Raw genomic sequence first — 15,345 nt, 5'->3', positions numbered from 1 at the left:
TTGGTTTAAATAAAAAAGGCCCTACAACTTGGTAGGGCCTTCAAAAGTATGTCATATTAAAAGTAAGGTCACCCACAGTATTCTTCATGCACAGGCACACAGATATCCTTCATCATGTTTTTGATGATGTGTTTTATTGTTGCATTATTCTTTATTTCTGTGCTCATTTTATTTTATTTCCTGAATACGTCTGCAAATATATAATATAATTTTGATTAGTCTACTAAAAATATAGGGTTTTTAAGTATTAAATTATTGTTAATGATTTAATTTGTTGTTAATCAGTATTTTGGTATTGTTATTTTTTTGGTTCATAACATGTTTAGAAATTGTTTTCTTCTTTTTTAATTCATTTTTTATTGAAATGATCAATTTTTAACGTTGTTGAAAAGATAAAATAAATTGAAATTTTTATGAAAAACGTAATGTGTTTTTGTGTGCTTTTTGATATTGCCAATAAATTATTTCAAAGAGCATTTATTAAACTAGTTAAATGTACAGGATTCTCAGTCGGTGTAATTTAGCATCAAAATTAAAGACATGGACAATAGAATATTAGGTCTGCATCATATTACTGCGATTGCAGACAACGCGAAAAGAAATTTAGACTTTTATACTCAGGTTTTAGGAGTAAGAATGGTAAAGAAAACCGTTAATTTTGATGATCCAGGAACTTATCATTTCTATTTCGGAAACGAAACCGGAACACCGGGAACAATCCTTACTTTCTTTCCCTGGGAAGGAATAGGAAAAGGTACCAACGGAAGCGGAATGGCCACTCATATCGGATATTCAGTTCCTAAAGGAAGCCTGGAATTCTGGAAAAACAGATTGAAAAGCTTCAACGTAAATGTAGAAGAAGGGGAAATTTTTGGTGAGAAAATGATTTCTTTTAAAGATCCGGACGGTCTTCAGTTACAGTTTATAGAACCATCTGTTGATGACAACCGAAAAGTATGGACTACTGATGATATCAAAGATGAAAATGCTTTAAAAGGATTTCATAATGTCACTTTAACCTTGAAAAGAGCAGAGCCAACCATCAAAGTTCTGACTGATCTTTTAGGCTATGATCTTCAAAAGCAGGAAGGTGAAAGATACAGATTTGCAACAGATGCAATTGACACAGCCAACCTTATTGATATTATTGAGAATGATAAAGCTCCAACCGGAAGAAATGCAGCAGGAACCAACCACCACATTGCCTTCAGAGTAAAAGATGACAATATTTTGATGGAGTACCGTGAAAAGGCATTATCTGCAGGATTAAGCATTACTCCAAAAATCAACAGAGATTATTTCTACTCATTGTATTTCCGTGAACCCGGTGGCGTTTTGTTTGAAATTGCAACCGATAATCCAGGGTTTACAGTAGATGAACCTTTGGAGGAACTGGGAATAAATTTAAAACTTCCAGCTCAATATGAAGGAATGCGCAGTAAAATAGAAGGGGTATTACCGAAGTTATCATAGATCATCATCTCCCTTATATAAAGGAGCTACCTTTGAATAAAAATAAAGACATGGAAAGAACAGAAATCGTTTTAGAAGGAAGAAAAGGGGAAATTCAACTTTTCTCAGATGACAAGAAAGCCGGTAAAATGGATATTTCAGTCATTGGAAAAAAACTGACCGTATACCATACCGAAGTGGATCCCGAATTTGAAGGAAAAGGTTTTGCTAAAATATTATTGGAAAGACTGGTTTCCTATGCAAGAGAAAATGATCTGAAAATAGTTCCGTTATGTCCGTTTGTACATGCACAGTTCAAACGTCATCCGGAAGAATATAATGATGTGTGGTTAAGAGAAGAAGTGTAAATACTCAGAGAAATTGAGAGGGAAAGATCAATAAAATATTCCCTCTTTTACTTCTCTTTCTTCTTAGCCGATTCAATAACTTATTAATAAATCCAAATTATGAACCTTATCACAGGGCTGCATCACGTAACAGCAATTACGGGTAATGCACAGGAAAATATAGACTTTTATACAGGCGTTTTAGGACTGCGTCTGGTTAAAAAAACGGTAAATTTTGATTATTCAGATGTGTATCATTTTTATTTCGGGGACGAATACGGAACTCCGGGAACTATTATGACGACTTTTCCTTACGGTAAAGACCTGATTAATGGAAGACATGGTAAAGGAATGCTGAATACCACTGCTTTTTCAGTTTCTATGGAGGCATTGGATTATTGGATGAACCGCTTGGATCAGTTTAATATTGCTTACAAACAGCCACAGCAAAGATTATCAGGTGAAGTTTTTATTTATCTTGAAGACTTTGACGGATTAGGACTGGAGTTGGTTTTTAATGATAAGGATGAAAGAAAAGGCTATTATAACGGATACATTCCTAAAGATTATGCCTTAAAAGGAATTCACCACGTTGAAATCTGGCAGGATGCTTACGAAAGAACAGCTGCCTTGTTAACGACTCAGATGGATCATAAAATAATCAGTGAAAGCCCTGACCGATTGAGATTAGGTACAGAAGATCTTCCCGGAAAATATGTAGACCTTCTTTCTACTCCTAATGCATTAAAAGGATTGGCGGGAAGAGGAACTGTTCACCATGTGGCTTTTGCAACTCCGGACGCTAAGACTCAGCTTGAAATGGTTGAGAGATTAAATGCTTTTGGGTTGGAACATACCGAAGTGAAAGACAGAAAATACTTTACATCAGTCTATTTTAAAGAACCGGGAGGGGTTTTGTTCGAAATTGCTACTTCAGGTCCGGGATTCGATGTGGATGAAGAAGCTGCATTTTTAGGAGAAGACCTACAGTTGCCTCAACAGTTTGAAAAACGTAGAAATCGTCTGGTAGATGTTCTTCCAAAGATCGATTATCCAACAGAAAAATACAGATAGAGAAATAATGAGTCATATTTTAAATATAAAAACAGCAGGAATACCATTAAGACAGGCTAAAAAAGCTTTGATTATGGTTCATGGAAGAGGCGGAAGTGCTCAGGATATCCTAAGCCTATCACAACATTTGAATGTAAAAGAATATGCAATCGTAGCTCCACAGGCTTTGAACCATACCTGGTATCCATTATCATTTATGGCGCCGGTAGAACAAAATGAGCCTTGGCTGTCATCAGCTTTGAAAATGGTGGAAGAAACAGTACAAGCGGTTAAAGATGCAGGAATTGCCCCTGAAGATATTTACTTTTTCGGGTTTTCCCAGGGAGCATGTCTTACTTTGGAGTTTTTAGCCAGAAATGCTCAGAAGTTTGGAGGCGCAGTAGCCATTATTGGAGGAGTGATTGGTGATAAGATCAACCGTGAAAATTATAAAGGTGATTTTGCAGGAACTCCTGTTGTATTGGGAACCAGCAATCCGGATTTTCATGTTCCTGTAGAAAGAGTATATGCTACAGCTAATATTTTAAGAGAAATGAACGCTGAGGTAACGGAGAAAGTATATGCTAATTTCGGACATTCTATTAATCAGGAGGAAATTGAACTGGCCAATTCTATTGTATTTAAATAGGAAATATCAATGATAATTTCTCGCAGATTTAACAGATGACGCAGATCTTTATACATCATCATCCGTGAAAATCTGTGCTAACTGTGGGAAAAATAATCTGCGAGATTTGCTGAATCAGCGAGATGCAAGAAAAAGAGATGGTGTTAAATTAAAGATGAGATTCTTACAGAATGACAAAGTGTGCGGATAGCTAAAGCATTCTATTTGTCATTCCTTAGGAATCTCCACAAAGCATATAACGAACATTAATCTTTACAATAAAGATTGGAATATCATTCTGAATGAAATAACACATAATGAAGGATTTCAGTAATAAATCTCTCGCAGATTTTGCAGATGACGCAGATCTTTATGCATAATCATCTGTGAAAATCTGTGCCATCTGTGGGAAAAAATCTGCTAGATTTGTTCAATCAGCGAGATACAAGAAAAAGAGATTGTGTTAAATTAAAGATGAGATTCTTACAAAATGACAAAGTATGCGGATAGCTAAAGCATTCTATTTGTCATTCCGTAGGAATCTATACAAAGTATATAACGAACAGTAATCCTTACAATAAAAACAATGAATATCACCAAAATCTTCAGCGATGAAAAAGGAGAAACTCATTTTGAAATCATAGAAATTCCGCTTATTAACCAGGGAGATATTGGGTTTCTTTCTGAAATAGTAGAGGTTAAAAAACTACAGTTCAGGAAAGTTTCCGCAGACTACGATTATGATTTTCATTGTGCCCCACAAAAACAATATATCGTACTTTTGGATGGTGGAGTGGAAATAGAAACATCACTGGGCGAAAAAAGGAAGTTCCAGACAGGTGAAATTCTTCTGGTAGAAGATACTACCGGAAAAGGACATAAAACGAAGAACCTGGAGCCTAAAGTAAGAAAATCACTGTTTATTTATATTTAAAATGAATGGTATATGTACATCTTTCAAGGCTCAACCGTTAACTTTAAACATAGAACTATAAACTTTATAATGAAAACACTGCATTTTTTAGTCATCGGAAAGAATCAGGAGATTCTGGATGTCTTAAAACGAATTATTGAAAACAATGAAGGTTGGACAGCTGAAATCCAGAGTGATGAGAACTTCTGCTATGAGTATATCAGGGAAAATCATGTAGATATTGTGCTGCTAAGTTCCGGATTAGGGGATCAATTTGAAAAAGATATCAAAGTATTCTGTGCCGGTTTAGATAAAGAGGTTAAAGTAATTGACCATTATGGAGGAGGAAGCGGACTTTTAAAGAACGAAGTGTACAGCCTTTTTCCTCCTTTACAGCAGTGAATTTTAAGGTTTATGGCTTGTGGAAGAAAATATATTTACAGATTGACTGATGTTTGAGCAGTTAAGAAACCTATCCTCCCATGCCACAAAGAATAGTACAATAGGATAGGGCATCCTGTCTCGGAATTTCAAAAGAATTTGTAAATGCAATCAGAAAACGTCTGGCTTTAGAAGAAAAGTAGAAATAACAACCCTTACCAAGGTTTTAACCGTTGACAAGGGTTAGATTTTATTTATTTTTATTCAGCCACTCCAGCCTTCTCTGATCAGGCAGATGTTTGATCTGAAAATGTTCGAATTTTGCATTGAAACCATTTCCATCCGGACAGGCGGCCATTAAACCTACCATAACGGGAATATTGTCCTGCAGATGTGCATTTCTCATCATGATATAATTCTTGTCATCAAAAGAGTAGAAGATTTCAACAGCATCCAAACGTCTGATTGCTTTGATCCATACAGCCTGTGGCTTTTCTTTAAGTTCTATTACACTCCAGTCACTTGTGGTGTGAGTAACTACTGTACTTAAGTTATATTTTCCATCTACGTATTCAATTCCAAATTTGATATAATTTTGATGATCTGTACGAAGCATCAACCCCATCTGATCAAACCGGGCTTTATAATCACCTGTAATTTTCACTTTAACCTCAAATTCCCCACCATACGTAGAATAATAAAACGGAGCATCATCCACTGTAAATCCATAATGGGAAATCCGCCAATAGTCACTTTGCGGAGTAACGAACATTGATAAAGAATTGTCTTTTATTTCCCATTTTTCAGGCTCATTGAACCAATTCATCTTTTCTAAACGCTGTGCGCTGAAATAGTGCATAAACCCCGTCATGAAAGACAGTGAGGTCGCTAGTAATAATTTTTTCATTAAAAAGTATAATAAAGTTTAGTATAAAACCGAAGGTTATTGCTTGAAACTGATGTATCGTTTCATTGAATGACCATTAAAAAATCTATATTTACAAAGGTAATTTCCCTAAAAACAGAATTCAATAGTTAGAAATAACCATACAATGAATATTAAAGCTAAGCTTGATAAAGCGTTATTAAACCAATCTTTTGAAAAGGAAGATGTCTCCGGAATCTGGTTAAAATACCGGTCCATTGCAAAAATGTATTCTGAAATCGAAAATGCTATTTGTGTTTTGACAGATCTTAAAACCAGAAGAAGTGTGATTCACTATGGCGGTATGAGCTCGCTGATCGGTGATGATCGTAGTGGGGAAGAAACAGAGATCTCTTCTATCTGGGAAGATGAAATCCTTAATAAAGTACACCCTGAAGATGTCAGGAAAAAGCTGGTTCTGGAACATTATTTTTTTCATTTTTTGAAAGACATTCCAATGGCTGAATGGACGGATTATTATATGGTTATTAACCTTAGAATGCGCAGCCATTCAACAGAATATCTCACGGTATTACACCGGATGTTCTATGCTGTAGAGGAAGATAATGCGAGACTGGCACTTTGTATTTATAATATATCCGGAAATAATGTGAATGCCCTGCTTCACGAGAATGGTGTCATTGTTAATTCTATAAATGGCACTACACTGTATTACAATGAATTTAAATATACAGATGTATTATCGGCAAGGGAGAAAGAGGTGCTGCTGCTGATTGCTCATGGAAAAATGAGTAAAGAAATCGCAGAGTCACTTGAAATAAGCTTAAACACGGTCAACAGACATCGGCAAAATATTCTTCAGAAGCTGCAGGTAAAGAACTCAATTGAAGCTTACAGACTGGCCAAAGCAATGGGATTGGTTTAAATAAAAATAAAACAGCATCAGGAAAAATATTTTTCTTCAGGTCATTTATTAAACTAGTTAAATGTCTAACCATTTTCAGCTCCCTAAATTTGTCACATCAAAACAAACAAATACCAATTGAGATATGAACAGAAAAGATTTTTTAAAAAAAGGGTTACTTGGAACAGGAATGTTTGTAGCATCTGCTTCTCTGGGAAATACCATGCAAAATGAAATTGACGAAATAGAGCCGCTAGAGCCCATAGGATATAATCACCTGCCCAATACAGACTCAAAAATTAAAGAAAATACTGTCATTCATAAGGCGGATTCAAGAGGAAAAGCAGATCATGGTTGGCTATTGAGCCAGCATACCTTCAGTTTTGCCAACTATTATAATCCGGAAAGAATGCATTTCGGGGTGTTAAGAGTTTTGAATGATGACAGAGTAGAAGCAGGACGGGGGTTCGGAACTCATCCGCATGACAATATGGAAATCATCAGTATTCCTTTGGAAGGCGATTTGGAGCATAAAGACAGCATGGGAAATACAGCCATCATCAAAAGTGGAGATATCCAGGTGATGAGTGCCGGAACTGGAATCATGCACAGTGAGTTCAATAAAAACAGCGATCAGTTGGTGAAGTTTCTTCAGATCTGGGTATACCCGAAAAAGAGAAATGTGACACCAAGATATGATCAGATTACTTTGGATAAAACAAAAAGTCACAACCAATTCCAGCAAATCCTTTCTCCAAATGCTGATGATGAAGGGGTTTGGATTCATCAGGACGCATGGTTTCATTTAGGAACTTTTGACAATGGCAAAGATGTGAATTATCAAATCCAAAAGAAAGGAAACGGAGTCTATGCCTTCATCATTAAAGGAAGTGCAGAAATTGAAGGCCAAAAAGTAGAAGAAAGAGATGGTTTTGGAGTATGGGATATTAAAGATTTAAATATAAAAGCGACAAAAGAAAATACTGAAATTCTTCTCATGGAAGTTCCTATGACGATGTAGAATAATTTCAACTTTAAAAGAATAATGAACTGGTTTCATTAATATTGTTGATCCGACCCTCTTTTTTAAAGGAGGGTTTTTGGCATAAAACAATCTTAAAAATGATGAAAACAGTTGTCATTTACATACTCCATAACTTCCTTCTTCCATCTTCCGGCTTCAAACAAAATTAGCTAAAGTCAAAAAAAATCACGATTTTTGCACTCCTTCATTAAACCCGAGTTCATGAAATTATGTATTGCCGAAAAACCAAGTGTTGCCAGAGATATCGCCAAAGTATTAGGTGCTACCACATCTAAACAGGGCTATATGGAAGGGAACGGCTATTGCGTAACATGGACGTTCGGACACCTTTGTACCCTGAAAGAACCTCACGACTACAGTCCACAGTTCAAATCCTGGAACTTATTTTCATTACCCATTATTCCCAGCAGTTTTGGTATTAAGCTGATCCCGAATAAAGGCGTGGAAACCCAGTTTAAAGTTATTGAAAGATTAGTGGAGGAATGTGATGAGGTCATTAACTGCGGGGATGCCGGGCAAGAGGGGGAACTGATCCAGCGCTGGGTATTGCAGAAAGCAAAATGCAACAAACCTGTTCAGCGTTTATGGATTTCCTCATTGACCGAAGATGCCATCAGAGAAGGTTTTGCAAGCCTGAAACCTGCAGAAGACTACAAAAATCTTTATCTGGCCGGAAATGCAAGAGCTATTGGAGATTGGTTATTGGGAATTAATGCAACAAGGCTTTTCACCAAGAAATTTGGGGGGAATAAAGCCGTACTTTCCATTGGAAGAGTACAGACACCTACTTTAGCGATGCTGGTGCAGCGTCAGAAAGAAATTGATGCCTTTACCACAGAAGAATATTGGGAACTGAAAACCAAATACCGTGATGTAATTTTCAATGCAGCGATTGATCGTCTGAAAACATTAGAAAGAGCAGAAAAAGGACTGGAATACCTTAAAGTAAATCCATTCGAAATCGTTTCTTTCGAAATTAAAGAAGGAAAAGAAAAGAATCCAAGACTTTTCGATTTGACCGGATTACAGGTAGAAGCCAACAAAAAATATGGCTATTCAGCAGAAAATACTCTGAATTATGTGCAAAGTCTTTACGAAAAGAAGCATGTAACCTATCCGCGTGTTGATACTACCTATTTATCAGACAGCTTATATTCGAAAATAGAAGGGATTCTGAAAAAAATGTATCCTTATCAGGAATTGATTGCTCCTTTATTGGAAGCTCCGATTCCAAAATCCAAAGCGGTATTTGATGATACGAAAGTAACCGATCACCATGCGATCATTCCTACGGAAGTTCCTCCTTCTCAAAACCTGAGCAGGGAAGAAAAGCTGATCTATGACCTGATCGCCAAACGTTTCATTGCTGTTTTTTATCCTGAATGTAAAATTTCAAATACCTTGGTAGAAGGAAAAGTAGGAACCATTCCTTTTAAAACCAGCGGAAGGCAGATCCTGGAACCGGGATGGAGAACGGTATATGCTAAAGAACCCAAAGAAGAATCTACCGATAAGGACAAGGAAAAAGAAAAAGAGGAAGAACAGACCATTCCTGAATTTACCGTAGGAGAAACCGGGCCACATGATCCAATGATCCACCAGGGAAAAACCACTCCGCCAAAACCTTACACGGAAGCAACCTTGCTGAGAGCGATGGAAACAGCCGGAAAACAGGTTGAAGATGAAGAATTACGCGAAATGCTGAAAAATAACGGGATCGGAAGACCATCTACCCGTGCCAACATCATCGAAACCCTTTTCAAAAGAAAATATATTGAAAAAAAGCGAAAAAACCTGATTGCTACCCAAACAGGAATCCAGCTTATCGATACCATTGAAGACGAACTTTTAAAGAGTCCGGAACTTACAGGGGAATGGGAATCCAAACTTCGTAAAATTGAAAAAGGAGAATATGAAGCCAACCTTTTCAAAGAAGAACTGATCCAGATGGTAACAGAACTTACCGATAAAGTAGTGTACGGAAAAGGAAAAGTCATTACCCTGCAGGAGGAAGAAAAAGAAGAAGTGAAGGAAAAGAAGAAAAGAGAACCTGCACAGAAAAAAGAACTTCAGTCCTGGGAAGAAACAAAGTGCCCTAAATGTAAAGAACACAATCTGATCAAGGGTAAAACCGCTGTAGGATGTTCCGATTTCAAAAATTGCGGCTTCAAAATTACATTTGAAATATTTGGGAAAAAGCTTTCTGATAAACAGCTTTTAGACCTTGTTTTAAAAGGGAAGACTTCAAAGCTGAAAGGGTTCAGTGCCCATCCGGAAAGCCTTACAGAAGGTGTTCTGACTTTGGGAGATGATTTTCAGGTGCAGCTTGGTTAGTGCATAATATTTATCAATACAGAAAAAGAATGCTATACGGATAGATCTGTAACTTTACCATCCGTACTTTCAATAGCATCACTGTCACTTTTCAGCTGCTTGATAAAATAAGATGGTGTTACCCCATGTTCATTTTTAAAAGCAATAACAAAAACCTGGGTGGAAGCATATCCACACTCTTCTGCAAGATAACTTATTTTATACTCTCTGTATTTTTTCTCATTATACAGCTTATTGGTAATATAATTAATCCTTAAGCTGTTGATGTAATTATTAAAATTCTGATTTTTAACCTTATTGATAATTTTAGAAAGATAAGTTGCATTGGTTTTAAAATGGCTGGCAAGAAGATTCATGGATATTTCCGGCTTCAGAAACTTATCTGATGCTTCAAATGCCTGCAATTTTTTAAGGAGCTTCTGCTCTGTTTCAGAATATATAGCATTATTATAGACGGTTTCCTTTTTTTCAATCTCTGTTCCCTGTACAGAGTTCTCGTTATTCAATTTACTGATCAGCTGGTCATATTTTTGGCGGTATTTACGCTTTCCATAAATACTATATTGCCATGCAGCAATAAGGATAAGAACAATAACACCTGCAGAAACCAAGAAAATATTTTTACGGTCTTCTTTGTATTCTGCGGTAACCTCTTTTTTAGATTTACTGATTTGGTTTCTGGCATCATTAACGATGGCTTTTCTTTCAACATTGTCAGTACTATCCTTTAATGCGGTATATAATTTCAGATATTTACGCTCTTCATCATTATTTTTCAGAATACCATAGGAATCTTTGAGGCGTCCTAATGCCAGGAGCCTTTCTTCCACTTTTCTGTTGGTTCTTTCAAGTTCCAGAACCTTTTTGGAATACTCTATAGCTTTGGGATAATCTTTCTGTTCGAAATAAAAATTGCTGACAGACTCATAGACTTCTATACCTGCTCTCTTAAAATATTGAGGTTGTGTGGTAGAATAGCTCAGCGCTTTTTTAAAATAGGATTCAGCCAGATCTGCTCTTGGAGGCTTCATGCTTTCAGTACAGGAAATTCCCATATTCATCAATTGAAAAATCAGAAAATGATAGTAAATGATTTTTTGATGATCTGTCAGGTTTTTAGTAGGAATAGCTTCTACAGTAGCCAGACTTTTTTTAGTATAGTAGATGATAGAATCATGTTTGTTAAATTCGGCAGCTACTCCTGCCATGAAAGAATATTTCTGAGAAGCCCAAAGCTGTTTGTCTACTTTGTCCGGATTACTCTGTGAAATGGCCATGGCTTTATCTACCATCGCTTTAGCTTCCTTGTACATTTTTAATTTCAAATAAGCATTGGCTTTATTGAAATAAGCAGCCGTTAATTTATAATCATACCCTTTTTGATGGGCAATATTTTCAGCCTGTTCAGTATAATTATCGGCAAGCTTATAATCTCCTTTTCTGATGGCAAGACGCTGAAGCATAATCAATCCGCGCAGGGTTCCTTCCGTAAAGTCTAGCTTCTCAGATTGTTGTATCAGTTTTTTTACATCATTGATGTCAGGGTCAATCCCTTTAAGGTTAAAAATATTATACTGTTTTGTAATGAGTTCTTGTGCATTCTTGGGATCAGGAGTCTGGGAATAATAAGAACAGGAAATCAATATTGAAAGCACAAAAAACAAAGCTTTCGTCAAACCGGTACCTGTGTTTCCGTTTTTATTTTTATTCATCCACCAATGGTACTTTTTGTAAGTCATTTCAAAAATACTTTTTATTGAACGCTATAAAGCAAGATTTTAGATTAAATTTAATTAAAATATCATCAATATTGCTTTATTTTTTTCTCCTGTTCAAGACGTTGCAAAAATAGTTTTTTATGGTCAATCCGCAATATATTTTTCTGTACAGGTTGAGTGTAAAGCGGTCAGAAGCTAACCCTTACACTAAAAATGCAGCTATGATTACTTTACTATCTGTTTAAAATAATAAAAGGACCTTGTTAAAGAGACCTCAGTTAATCATATAATAAAAGAATACATAGCCGTTATGGTAGCGGGTTACCTTATTTTATGTTGATTATTGTTTTACTTAATAATACTAATGTTGTTAACATAAAATTAGTATATAAATCTTAATTGATATACAATTCAATATATATAATTCAATATTTTATTCATCTTAGTGAATAGGTTAAATTGTTGACAATCAATTATGCTTATTTGTATATCGGGGTTTAAAATTGATATGAAAAATTAGACTTATTCTTAGAATGATTTCAATAAATATACACTGTTACAGTTGTTTTTATTCATTACTACAGTGTAATCTTGCAGATCGAAATTAAAAAGGGATGAAAAAACGCTTCGTATTTACTCTTTGTCTGGCCGTAAGTTTCATGGTCAGAAGCCAGGTTGGAATCAATACTACTAATCCGCGATCCACTTTAGACATCAATGGTGATCTTACTATTAGGAATGAACTGAAAGTTGGAGGAACAGCCACAACAGCCGGAATCCCCGGATCTGACAAATATTTATTAGTTTCTCAGGGACCTAATATGGCGCCCCAATGGAAAGCATCAAAAGTAGGGTTTTATGAAGCTGGTGAATACCGGATTATAGAATCCCGTTTTACAACAGACCAGGTAGGCATTAATTTCGGAAATGTAAGTCCCGGTGACGGAGTGGCTACAAGCACTACAGGAGAAACGCTTACCCAGGCATCTCCGAAATGGACAGAGATACCGGGTTTAGCTACAAATTTTAATATCAGTAATGCAGATAACAGAGTAAATCTGAATTTTCAGACCGGAATTGAAATGTCGGACGTAGGAACTCTTGATAGTCAGTTTGTACGTTTTGTATGCGGAATTTTTGTTGATAATATCTTGGTTTCACTAAGATCCGATCAGATTAACGGAGTGTATGGAAAAGGGAATAAGAACCAGTCTATTTTTACACTGAACTATATTATTCAGAATTTAGCAGTCGGTTCCCATGTCGCCAAGGTAGGATGCAGAAGAATTACTTCCAGCAATAATGGTTACCATTTTGCCATAGGGAGAACCACTACAGACGGCACGCAGGTCGCCAATAATTTTATGTTAGGCTCCATCTTAAAATTCAATACCCACGAAAAAGTAATTGTAAACAATTAAACCATTAAAAAATGTATATCACAAGAATTATAAGTTTATTTTTCATATTTGCAGTTTTTTTTGGCAACGGGCAGGTAGGAATTAATACTAAAACTCCTCTTGCCACTTTGGACGTGCAGGGGAATCTTGGAATAAGAAAAAAAATATATCTGGGCGGGAGCGATGGTGCTCAGGGAATTTTGGGTCAGAAAGGGACTGTACTGGTTTCACAGGGACAAGGGCTGCCACCGGTATGGAAAATGTTGAGGGTACCACCTTTTGATCCTTTTTTATACTTTTCCTTTTACAATATAGGAGTAAAGACCCAGAATGGGCTGGCCATCGGAAATGCTACGTCAGGCTCCAATATCTATACAGAAAATCAAAGTTTAACAAGTTTTCTAGGAACTGTAACGGCTTCAGGAGGAGTTATCAATGATCTTACCCAAACTGTTACTATTAATAATCCGGAAAGTATACTGGCATTTTCATTTGAAACAATATTTATGATCAATTCAACAGCTCAGTACCAGGGGGCTGATATTGCTATAGGCATTTTTGTTGATGATAAACTAAAGGGAGTAAGGGTATACACGCTGGATTCAGAAGTAGCCGGGTTGGTTCGTGATTTTTATACTTTCAATCTTATTGCAGCAGCACAGAACTTGTCTGTGGGGCAGCATACAGTGAAAGTAGCATGTACCAGAAGATCCAACAACAATAATTTCACAGGGGATATCGGTATTGGGAAATCTGTGTATACCAACCTAAATGACTTTATGATGCAGTCCTCCTTCATGATAGAATCTTACGAAAAACCGAATCCTACTAATACAACGCCTGTTTATATCCCTTAAGCCATAATCCTATGAAAAATTGTATAAATATTGTAAGCATCTTGCTGATATCAGTTCCGTTTTTTGCAGGAGCACAAACCGGAAATGTCGGAATTGCCACTACGAAGCCTAATACTACGCTGGATGTTAACGGAACGATTAATGTGAAAAATGAAATTAACCTTGGCGGAACAGACCAGAATGCCGGAAATCCCGGAAAACTGGGAGACCTCATTACAGCCAACGGAAATAATAACCCTGAATGGAAGAATTTTGATCTGCCGGCAGGATATGGAAGTGGTTTAATTTTAACGGCCACTTATCTGATGTCTGCAGAAACCGGAGTACAGTTTAACGGAGCAGGCCAGGGAGCAACCTTATCTGTTCCTTATAATGAAGATCAGGACATGACGACACCTACCACCTGGAAAGAAATTACCGGAGTTGCCCAGACATTTACCATTACAAAAGGAGGGAGCTCAACCAATATCATCGTACAGACACTGGCACAGGTATCCGGAGGAATAAGAGGAAGTTTCGGACTGGGGATTTTTATTGATGGTAAGCTGAAGTTTGTACGGGCGGGAATTGTTATTGGCGGAACAGGGTCTTATAAAACCTTGAACATCAATGCTTCCATCCCTGGTCTCTCTATAGGAACTCATACCTTCAAACTGGCAGCTATTGAGAGAAGTATCCCGGTTGGGACCACCATTTCTGTTGGTGAGCCTATTGCTCCAGCCAATCTTAATAATAAAATGTCAGCCACATCTGCTTCCATCAAAGTGTTTGAACCTATGAATTAGCGGACATACATAGTACCAGATTACAGACTATAAAATTGATCAGCCTGTTTTTGTATACAATATTAAAAATACTGCAATACTAATCTAAATTATGGATGAACACCCTTAGTTGCTGCTTTTTCCTGGTTGGAAAAAATATCCATAAAAAATACAAATTCTATATAAATACTTATGTTGAACTTTAAAAATATCCATATTGGAAATTTAATCGGTCAACAAGTTGCAGAAAGCGGGACAGATATGTCCCGTATCTGCAATTTCATGAACTGTACGGAAGATGAAATAAAAAAAATGCTCTCATCAGAAAATCTTCCAACTGATATATTGCTGAAATGGAGCAAATTGCTTGAATACGATTTTTTCAGACTCTATTCACAGCATCTGATACTGTTTGCACCACCAGCAGCCCGTCATAAAAAACAAGAGAAACACGACCCGCATAAATCTGCTTTGCCACAGTTCCGGAAAAGTATCTATTCAAAGGAGGTTATTGATTTCTGCCTGGAGCAGATAGCAACGGGGAAAATGACTAAAAATAAAGTCATAGAACGCTATTGCATCCCCAAAACCACACTCTATAAATGGATAAGTAAATACGGAAACTCTGGCAATTAATAAAACTTGACAGACTTTTGCAAATCT

Annotated in this window: 15 protein-coding genes; 13 read left to right on the top strand and 2 right to left on the bottom strand. The window is 36.5% G+C overall.

The genetic code is table 11. The annotated features are described in order from the left end of the window. The first annotated feature begins 540 nt into the window (after positions 1 to 540). The 6 genes from BBH99_RS13075 (at position 541) to BBH99_RS13050 (ending at position 4,795) form a co-directional block, all read left to right on the top strand. Positions 541 to 1,473, top strand: a complete 933-nt coding sequence (locus BBH99_RS13075) for a ring-cleaving dioxygenase (RefSeq protein WP_066696366.1) — start codon at positions 541 to 543, stop codon at positions 1,471 to 1,473. 50 nt (positions 1,474 to 1,523) lie between these two features. Continuing rightward, complete coding sequence (locus BBH99_RS13070; RefSeq protein WP_066696365.1) at positions 1,524 to 1,820, top strand: GNAT family N-acetyltransferase; 297 nt, start codon at positions 1,524 to 1,526, stop codon at positions 1,818 to 1,820. Positions 1,821 to 1,919: 99 nt separating this feature from the next. Then, the gene (locus BBH99_RS13065) at positions 1,920 to 2,873 is read left to right on the top strand and encodes a ring-cleaving dioxygenase (RefSeq protein WP_066696362.1); all 954 of its coding nucleotides are present in this window, start codon (positions 1,920 to 1,922) and stop codon (positions 2,871 to 2,873) included. Positions 2,874 to 2,880: 7 nt separating this feature from the next. Next, positions 2,881 to 3,501, top strand: a complete 621-nt coding sequence (locus BBH99_RS13060) for an alpha/beta hydrolase (protein ID WP_066696377.1) — start codon at positions 2,881 to 2,883, stop codon at positions 3,499 to 3,501. Between the two features lie 565 nt (positions 3,502 to 4,066). Continuing rightward, on the top strand, positions 4,067 to 4,414 hold the full coding sequence (locus tag BBH99_RS13055) for a cupin domain-containing protein (RefSeq protein WP_066696360.1): 348 nt from the start codon (positions 4,067 to 4,069) through the stop codon (positions 4,412 to 4,414). 69 nt (positions 4,415 to 4,483) lie between these two features. Next, positions 4,484 to 4,795, top strand: coding sequence for a hypothetical protein (locus tag BBH99_RS13050; RefSeq protein ID WP_066696358.1), 312 nt, complete (start codon positions 4,484 to 4,486; stop codon positions 4,793 to 4,795). Positions 4,796 to 5,024: 229 nt separating this feature from the next. Here BBH99_RS13050 and BBH99_RS13045 read toward each other — a convergent pair whose 3' ends face one another. Further along, positions 5,025 to 5,681: a DUF1349 domain-containing protein gene (locus BBH99_RS13045; protein ID WP_066696356.1), complete on the bottom strand. Its 657-nt coding sequence runs from the start codon at positions 5,679 to 5,681 to the stop codon at positions 5,025 to 5,027. A 145-nt stretch (positions 5,682 to 5,826) separates the two neighbouring features. Here BBH99_RS13045 and BBH99_RS13040 point away from each other — a divergent pair, with 145 nt between their 5' ends. The 3 genes from BBH99_RS13040 (at position 5,827) to BBH99_RS13030 (ending at position 9,943) form a co-directional block, all read left to right on the top strand. Further along, positions 5,827 to 6,585, top strand: a complete 759-nt coding sequence (locus BBH99_RS13040) for a response regulator transcription factor (protein ID WP_066696354.1) — start codon at positions 5,827 to 5,829, stop codon at positions 6,583 to 6,585. 124 nt (positions 6,586 to 6,709) lie between these two features. Then, positions 6,710 to 7,585 (top strand): pirin family protein, encoded by an 876-nt coding sequence (locus BBH99_RS13035; RefSeq protein WP_066696351.1) that lies wholly within the window; start codon positions 6,710 to 6,712, stop codon positions 7,583 to 7,585. Positions 7,586 to 7,810: 225 nt separating this feature from the next. Beyond that, the gene (locus BBH99_RS13030; protein ID WP_066696349.1) at positions 7,811 to 9,943 is read left to right on the top strand and encodes a type IA DNA topoisomerase; all 2,133 of its coding nucleotides are present in this window, start codon (positions 7,811 to 7,813) and stop codon (positions 9,941 to 9,943) included. Between the two features lie 32 nt (positions 9,944 to 9,975). Here the strand turns inward: BBH99_RS13030 and BBH99_RS13025 are convergent, their stop codons facing one another. Further along, complete coding sequence (locus BBH99_RS13025; protein ID WP_083188824.1) at positions 9,976 to 11,682, bottom strand: helix-turn-helix domain-containing protein; 1,707 nt, start codon at positions 11,680 to 11,682, stop codon at positions 9,976 to 9,978. Positions 11,683 to 12,275: 593 nt separating this feature from the next. On the opposite strand from BBH99_RS13025, the gene BBH99_RS13020 reads away from it, so the two are divergent. The 4 genes from BBH99_RS13020 (at position 12,276) to BBH99_RS13005 (ending at position 15,318) form a co-directional block, all read left to right on the top strand. Further along, on the top strand, positions 12,276 to 13,082 hold the full coding sequence (locus BBH99_RS13020) for a hypothetical protein (protein ID WP_073300178.1): 807 nt from the start codon (positions 12,276 to 12,278) through the stop codon (positions 13,080 to 13,082). Between the two features lie 11 nt (positions 13,083 to 13,093). Continuing rightward, positions 13,094 to 13,918 carry a hypothetical protein gene (locus tag BBH99_RS13015; protein WP_066696344.1) on the top strand — a complete coding sequence of 275 codons (825 nt, stop codon included), beginning with the start codon at positions 13,094 to 13,096 and terminating at the stop codon, positions 13,916 to 13,918. Between the two features lie 11 nt (positions 13,919 to 13,929). Next, complete coding sequence (locus BBH99_RS13010; RefSeq protein WP_066696342.1) at positions 13,930 to 14,703, top strand: hypothetical protein; 774 nt, start codon at positions 13,930 to 13,932, stop codon at positions 14,701 to 14,703. A 171-nt stretch (positions 14,704 to 14,874) separates the two neighbouring features. Then, on the top strand, positions 14,875 to 15,318 hold the full coding sequence (locus BBH99_RS13005) for a transposase (protein ID WP_317041496.1): 444 nt from the start codon (positions 14,875 to 14,877) through the stop codon (positions 15,316 to 15,318). Positions 15,319 to 15,345 lie beyond the last annotated feature (27 nt).

Source organism: Chryseobacterium contaminans, from assembly GCF_001684955.1.
GTDB classification, from domain to species: domain Bacteria; phylum Bacteroidota; class Bacteroidia; order Flavobacteriales; family Weeksellaceae; genus Chryseobacterium; species Chryseobacterium contaminans.
This window is presented reverse-complemented; position numbering and strand designations above follow the sequence as displayed.

Excerpts from the sequence above, each read along its gene's own strand:
- BBH99_RS13055 (WP_066696360.1), top strand. The coding sequence starts at position 4,067 with ATGAATATCACCAAAATCTTCAGCGATGAAAAAGGAGAAACTCATTTT.
- BBH99_RS13070 (WP_066696365.1), top strand. The coding sequence starts at position 1,524 with ATGGAAAGAACAGAAATCGTTTTAGAAGGAAGAAAAGGGGAAATTCAA.
- BBH99_RS13075 (WP_066696366.1), top strand. The coding sequence starts at position 541 with ATGGACAATAGAATATTAGGTCTGCATCATATTACTGCGATTGCAGAC.
- BBH99_RS13050 (WP_066696358.1), top strand. The coding sequence starts at position 4,484 with ATGAAAACACTGCATTTTTTAGTCATCGGAAAGAATCAGGAGATTCTG.
- BBH99_RS13030 (WP_066696349.1), top strand. The coding sequence starts at position 7,811 with ATGAAATTATGTATTGCCGAAAAACCAAGTGTTGCCAGAGATATCGCC.
- BBH99_RS13020 (WP_073300178.1), top strand. The coding sequence starts at position 12,276 with ATGAAAAAACGCTTCGTATTTACTCTTTGTCTGGCCGTAAGTTTCATG.
- BBH99_RS13060 (WP_066696377.1), top strand. The coding sequence starts at position 2,881 with ATGAGTCATATTTTAAATATAAAAACAGCAGGAATACCATTAAGACAG.
- BBH99_RS13015 (WP_066696344.1), top strand. The coding sequence starts at position 13,094 with ATGTATATCACAAGAATTATAAGTTTATTTTTCATATTTGCAGTTTTT.
- BBH99_RS13045 (WP_066696356.1), bottom strand. The coding sequence starts at position 5,681 with ATGAAAAAATTATTACTAGCGACCTCACTGTCTTTCATGACGGGGTTT.
- BBH99_RS13065 (WP_066696362.1), top strand. The coding sequence starts at position 1,920 with ATGAACCTTATCACAGGGCTGCATCACGTAACAGCAATTACGGGTAAT.
- BBH99_RS13005 (WP_317041496.1), top strand. The coding sequence starts at position 14,875 with ATGTTGAACTTTAAAAATATCCATATTGGAAATTTAATCGGTCAACAA.
- BBH99_RS13025 (WP_083188824.1), bottom strand. The coding sequence starts at position 11,682 with ATGACTTACAAAAAGTACCATTGGTGGATGAATAAAAATAAAAACGGA.
- BBH99_RS13035 (WP_066696351.1), top strand. The coding sequence starts at position 6,710 with ATGAACAGAAAAGATTTTTTAAAAAAAGGGTTACTTGGAACAGGAATG.
- BBH99_RS13010 (WP_066696342.1), top strand. The coding sequence starts at position 13,930 with ATGAAAAATTGTATAAATATTGTAAGCATCTTGCTGATATCAGTTCCG.
- BBH99_RS13040 (WP_066696354.1), top strand. The coding sequence starts at position 5,827 with ATGAATATTAAAGCTAAGCTTGATAAAGCGTTATTAAACCAATCTTTT.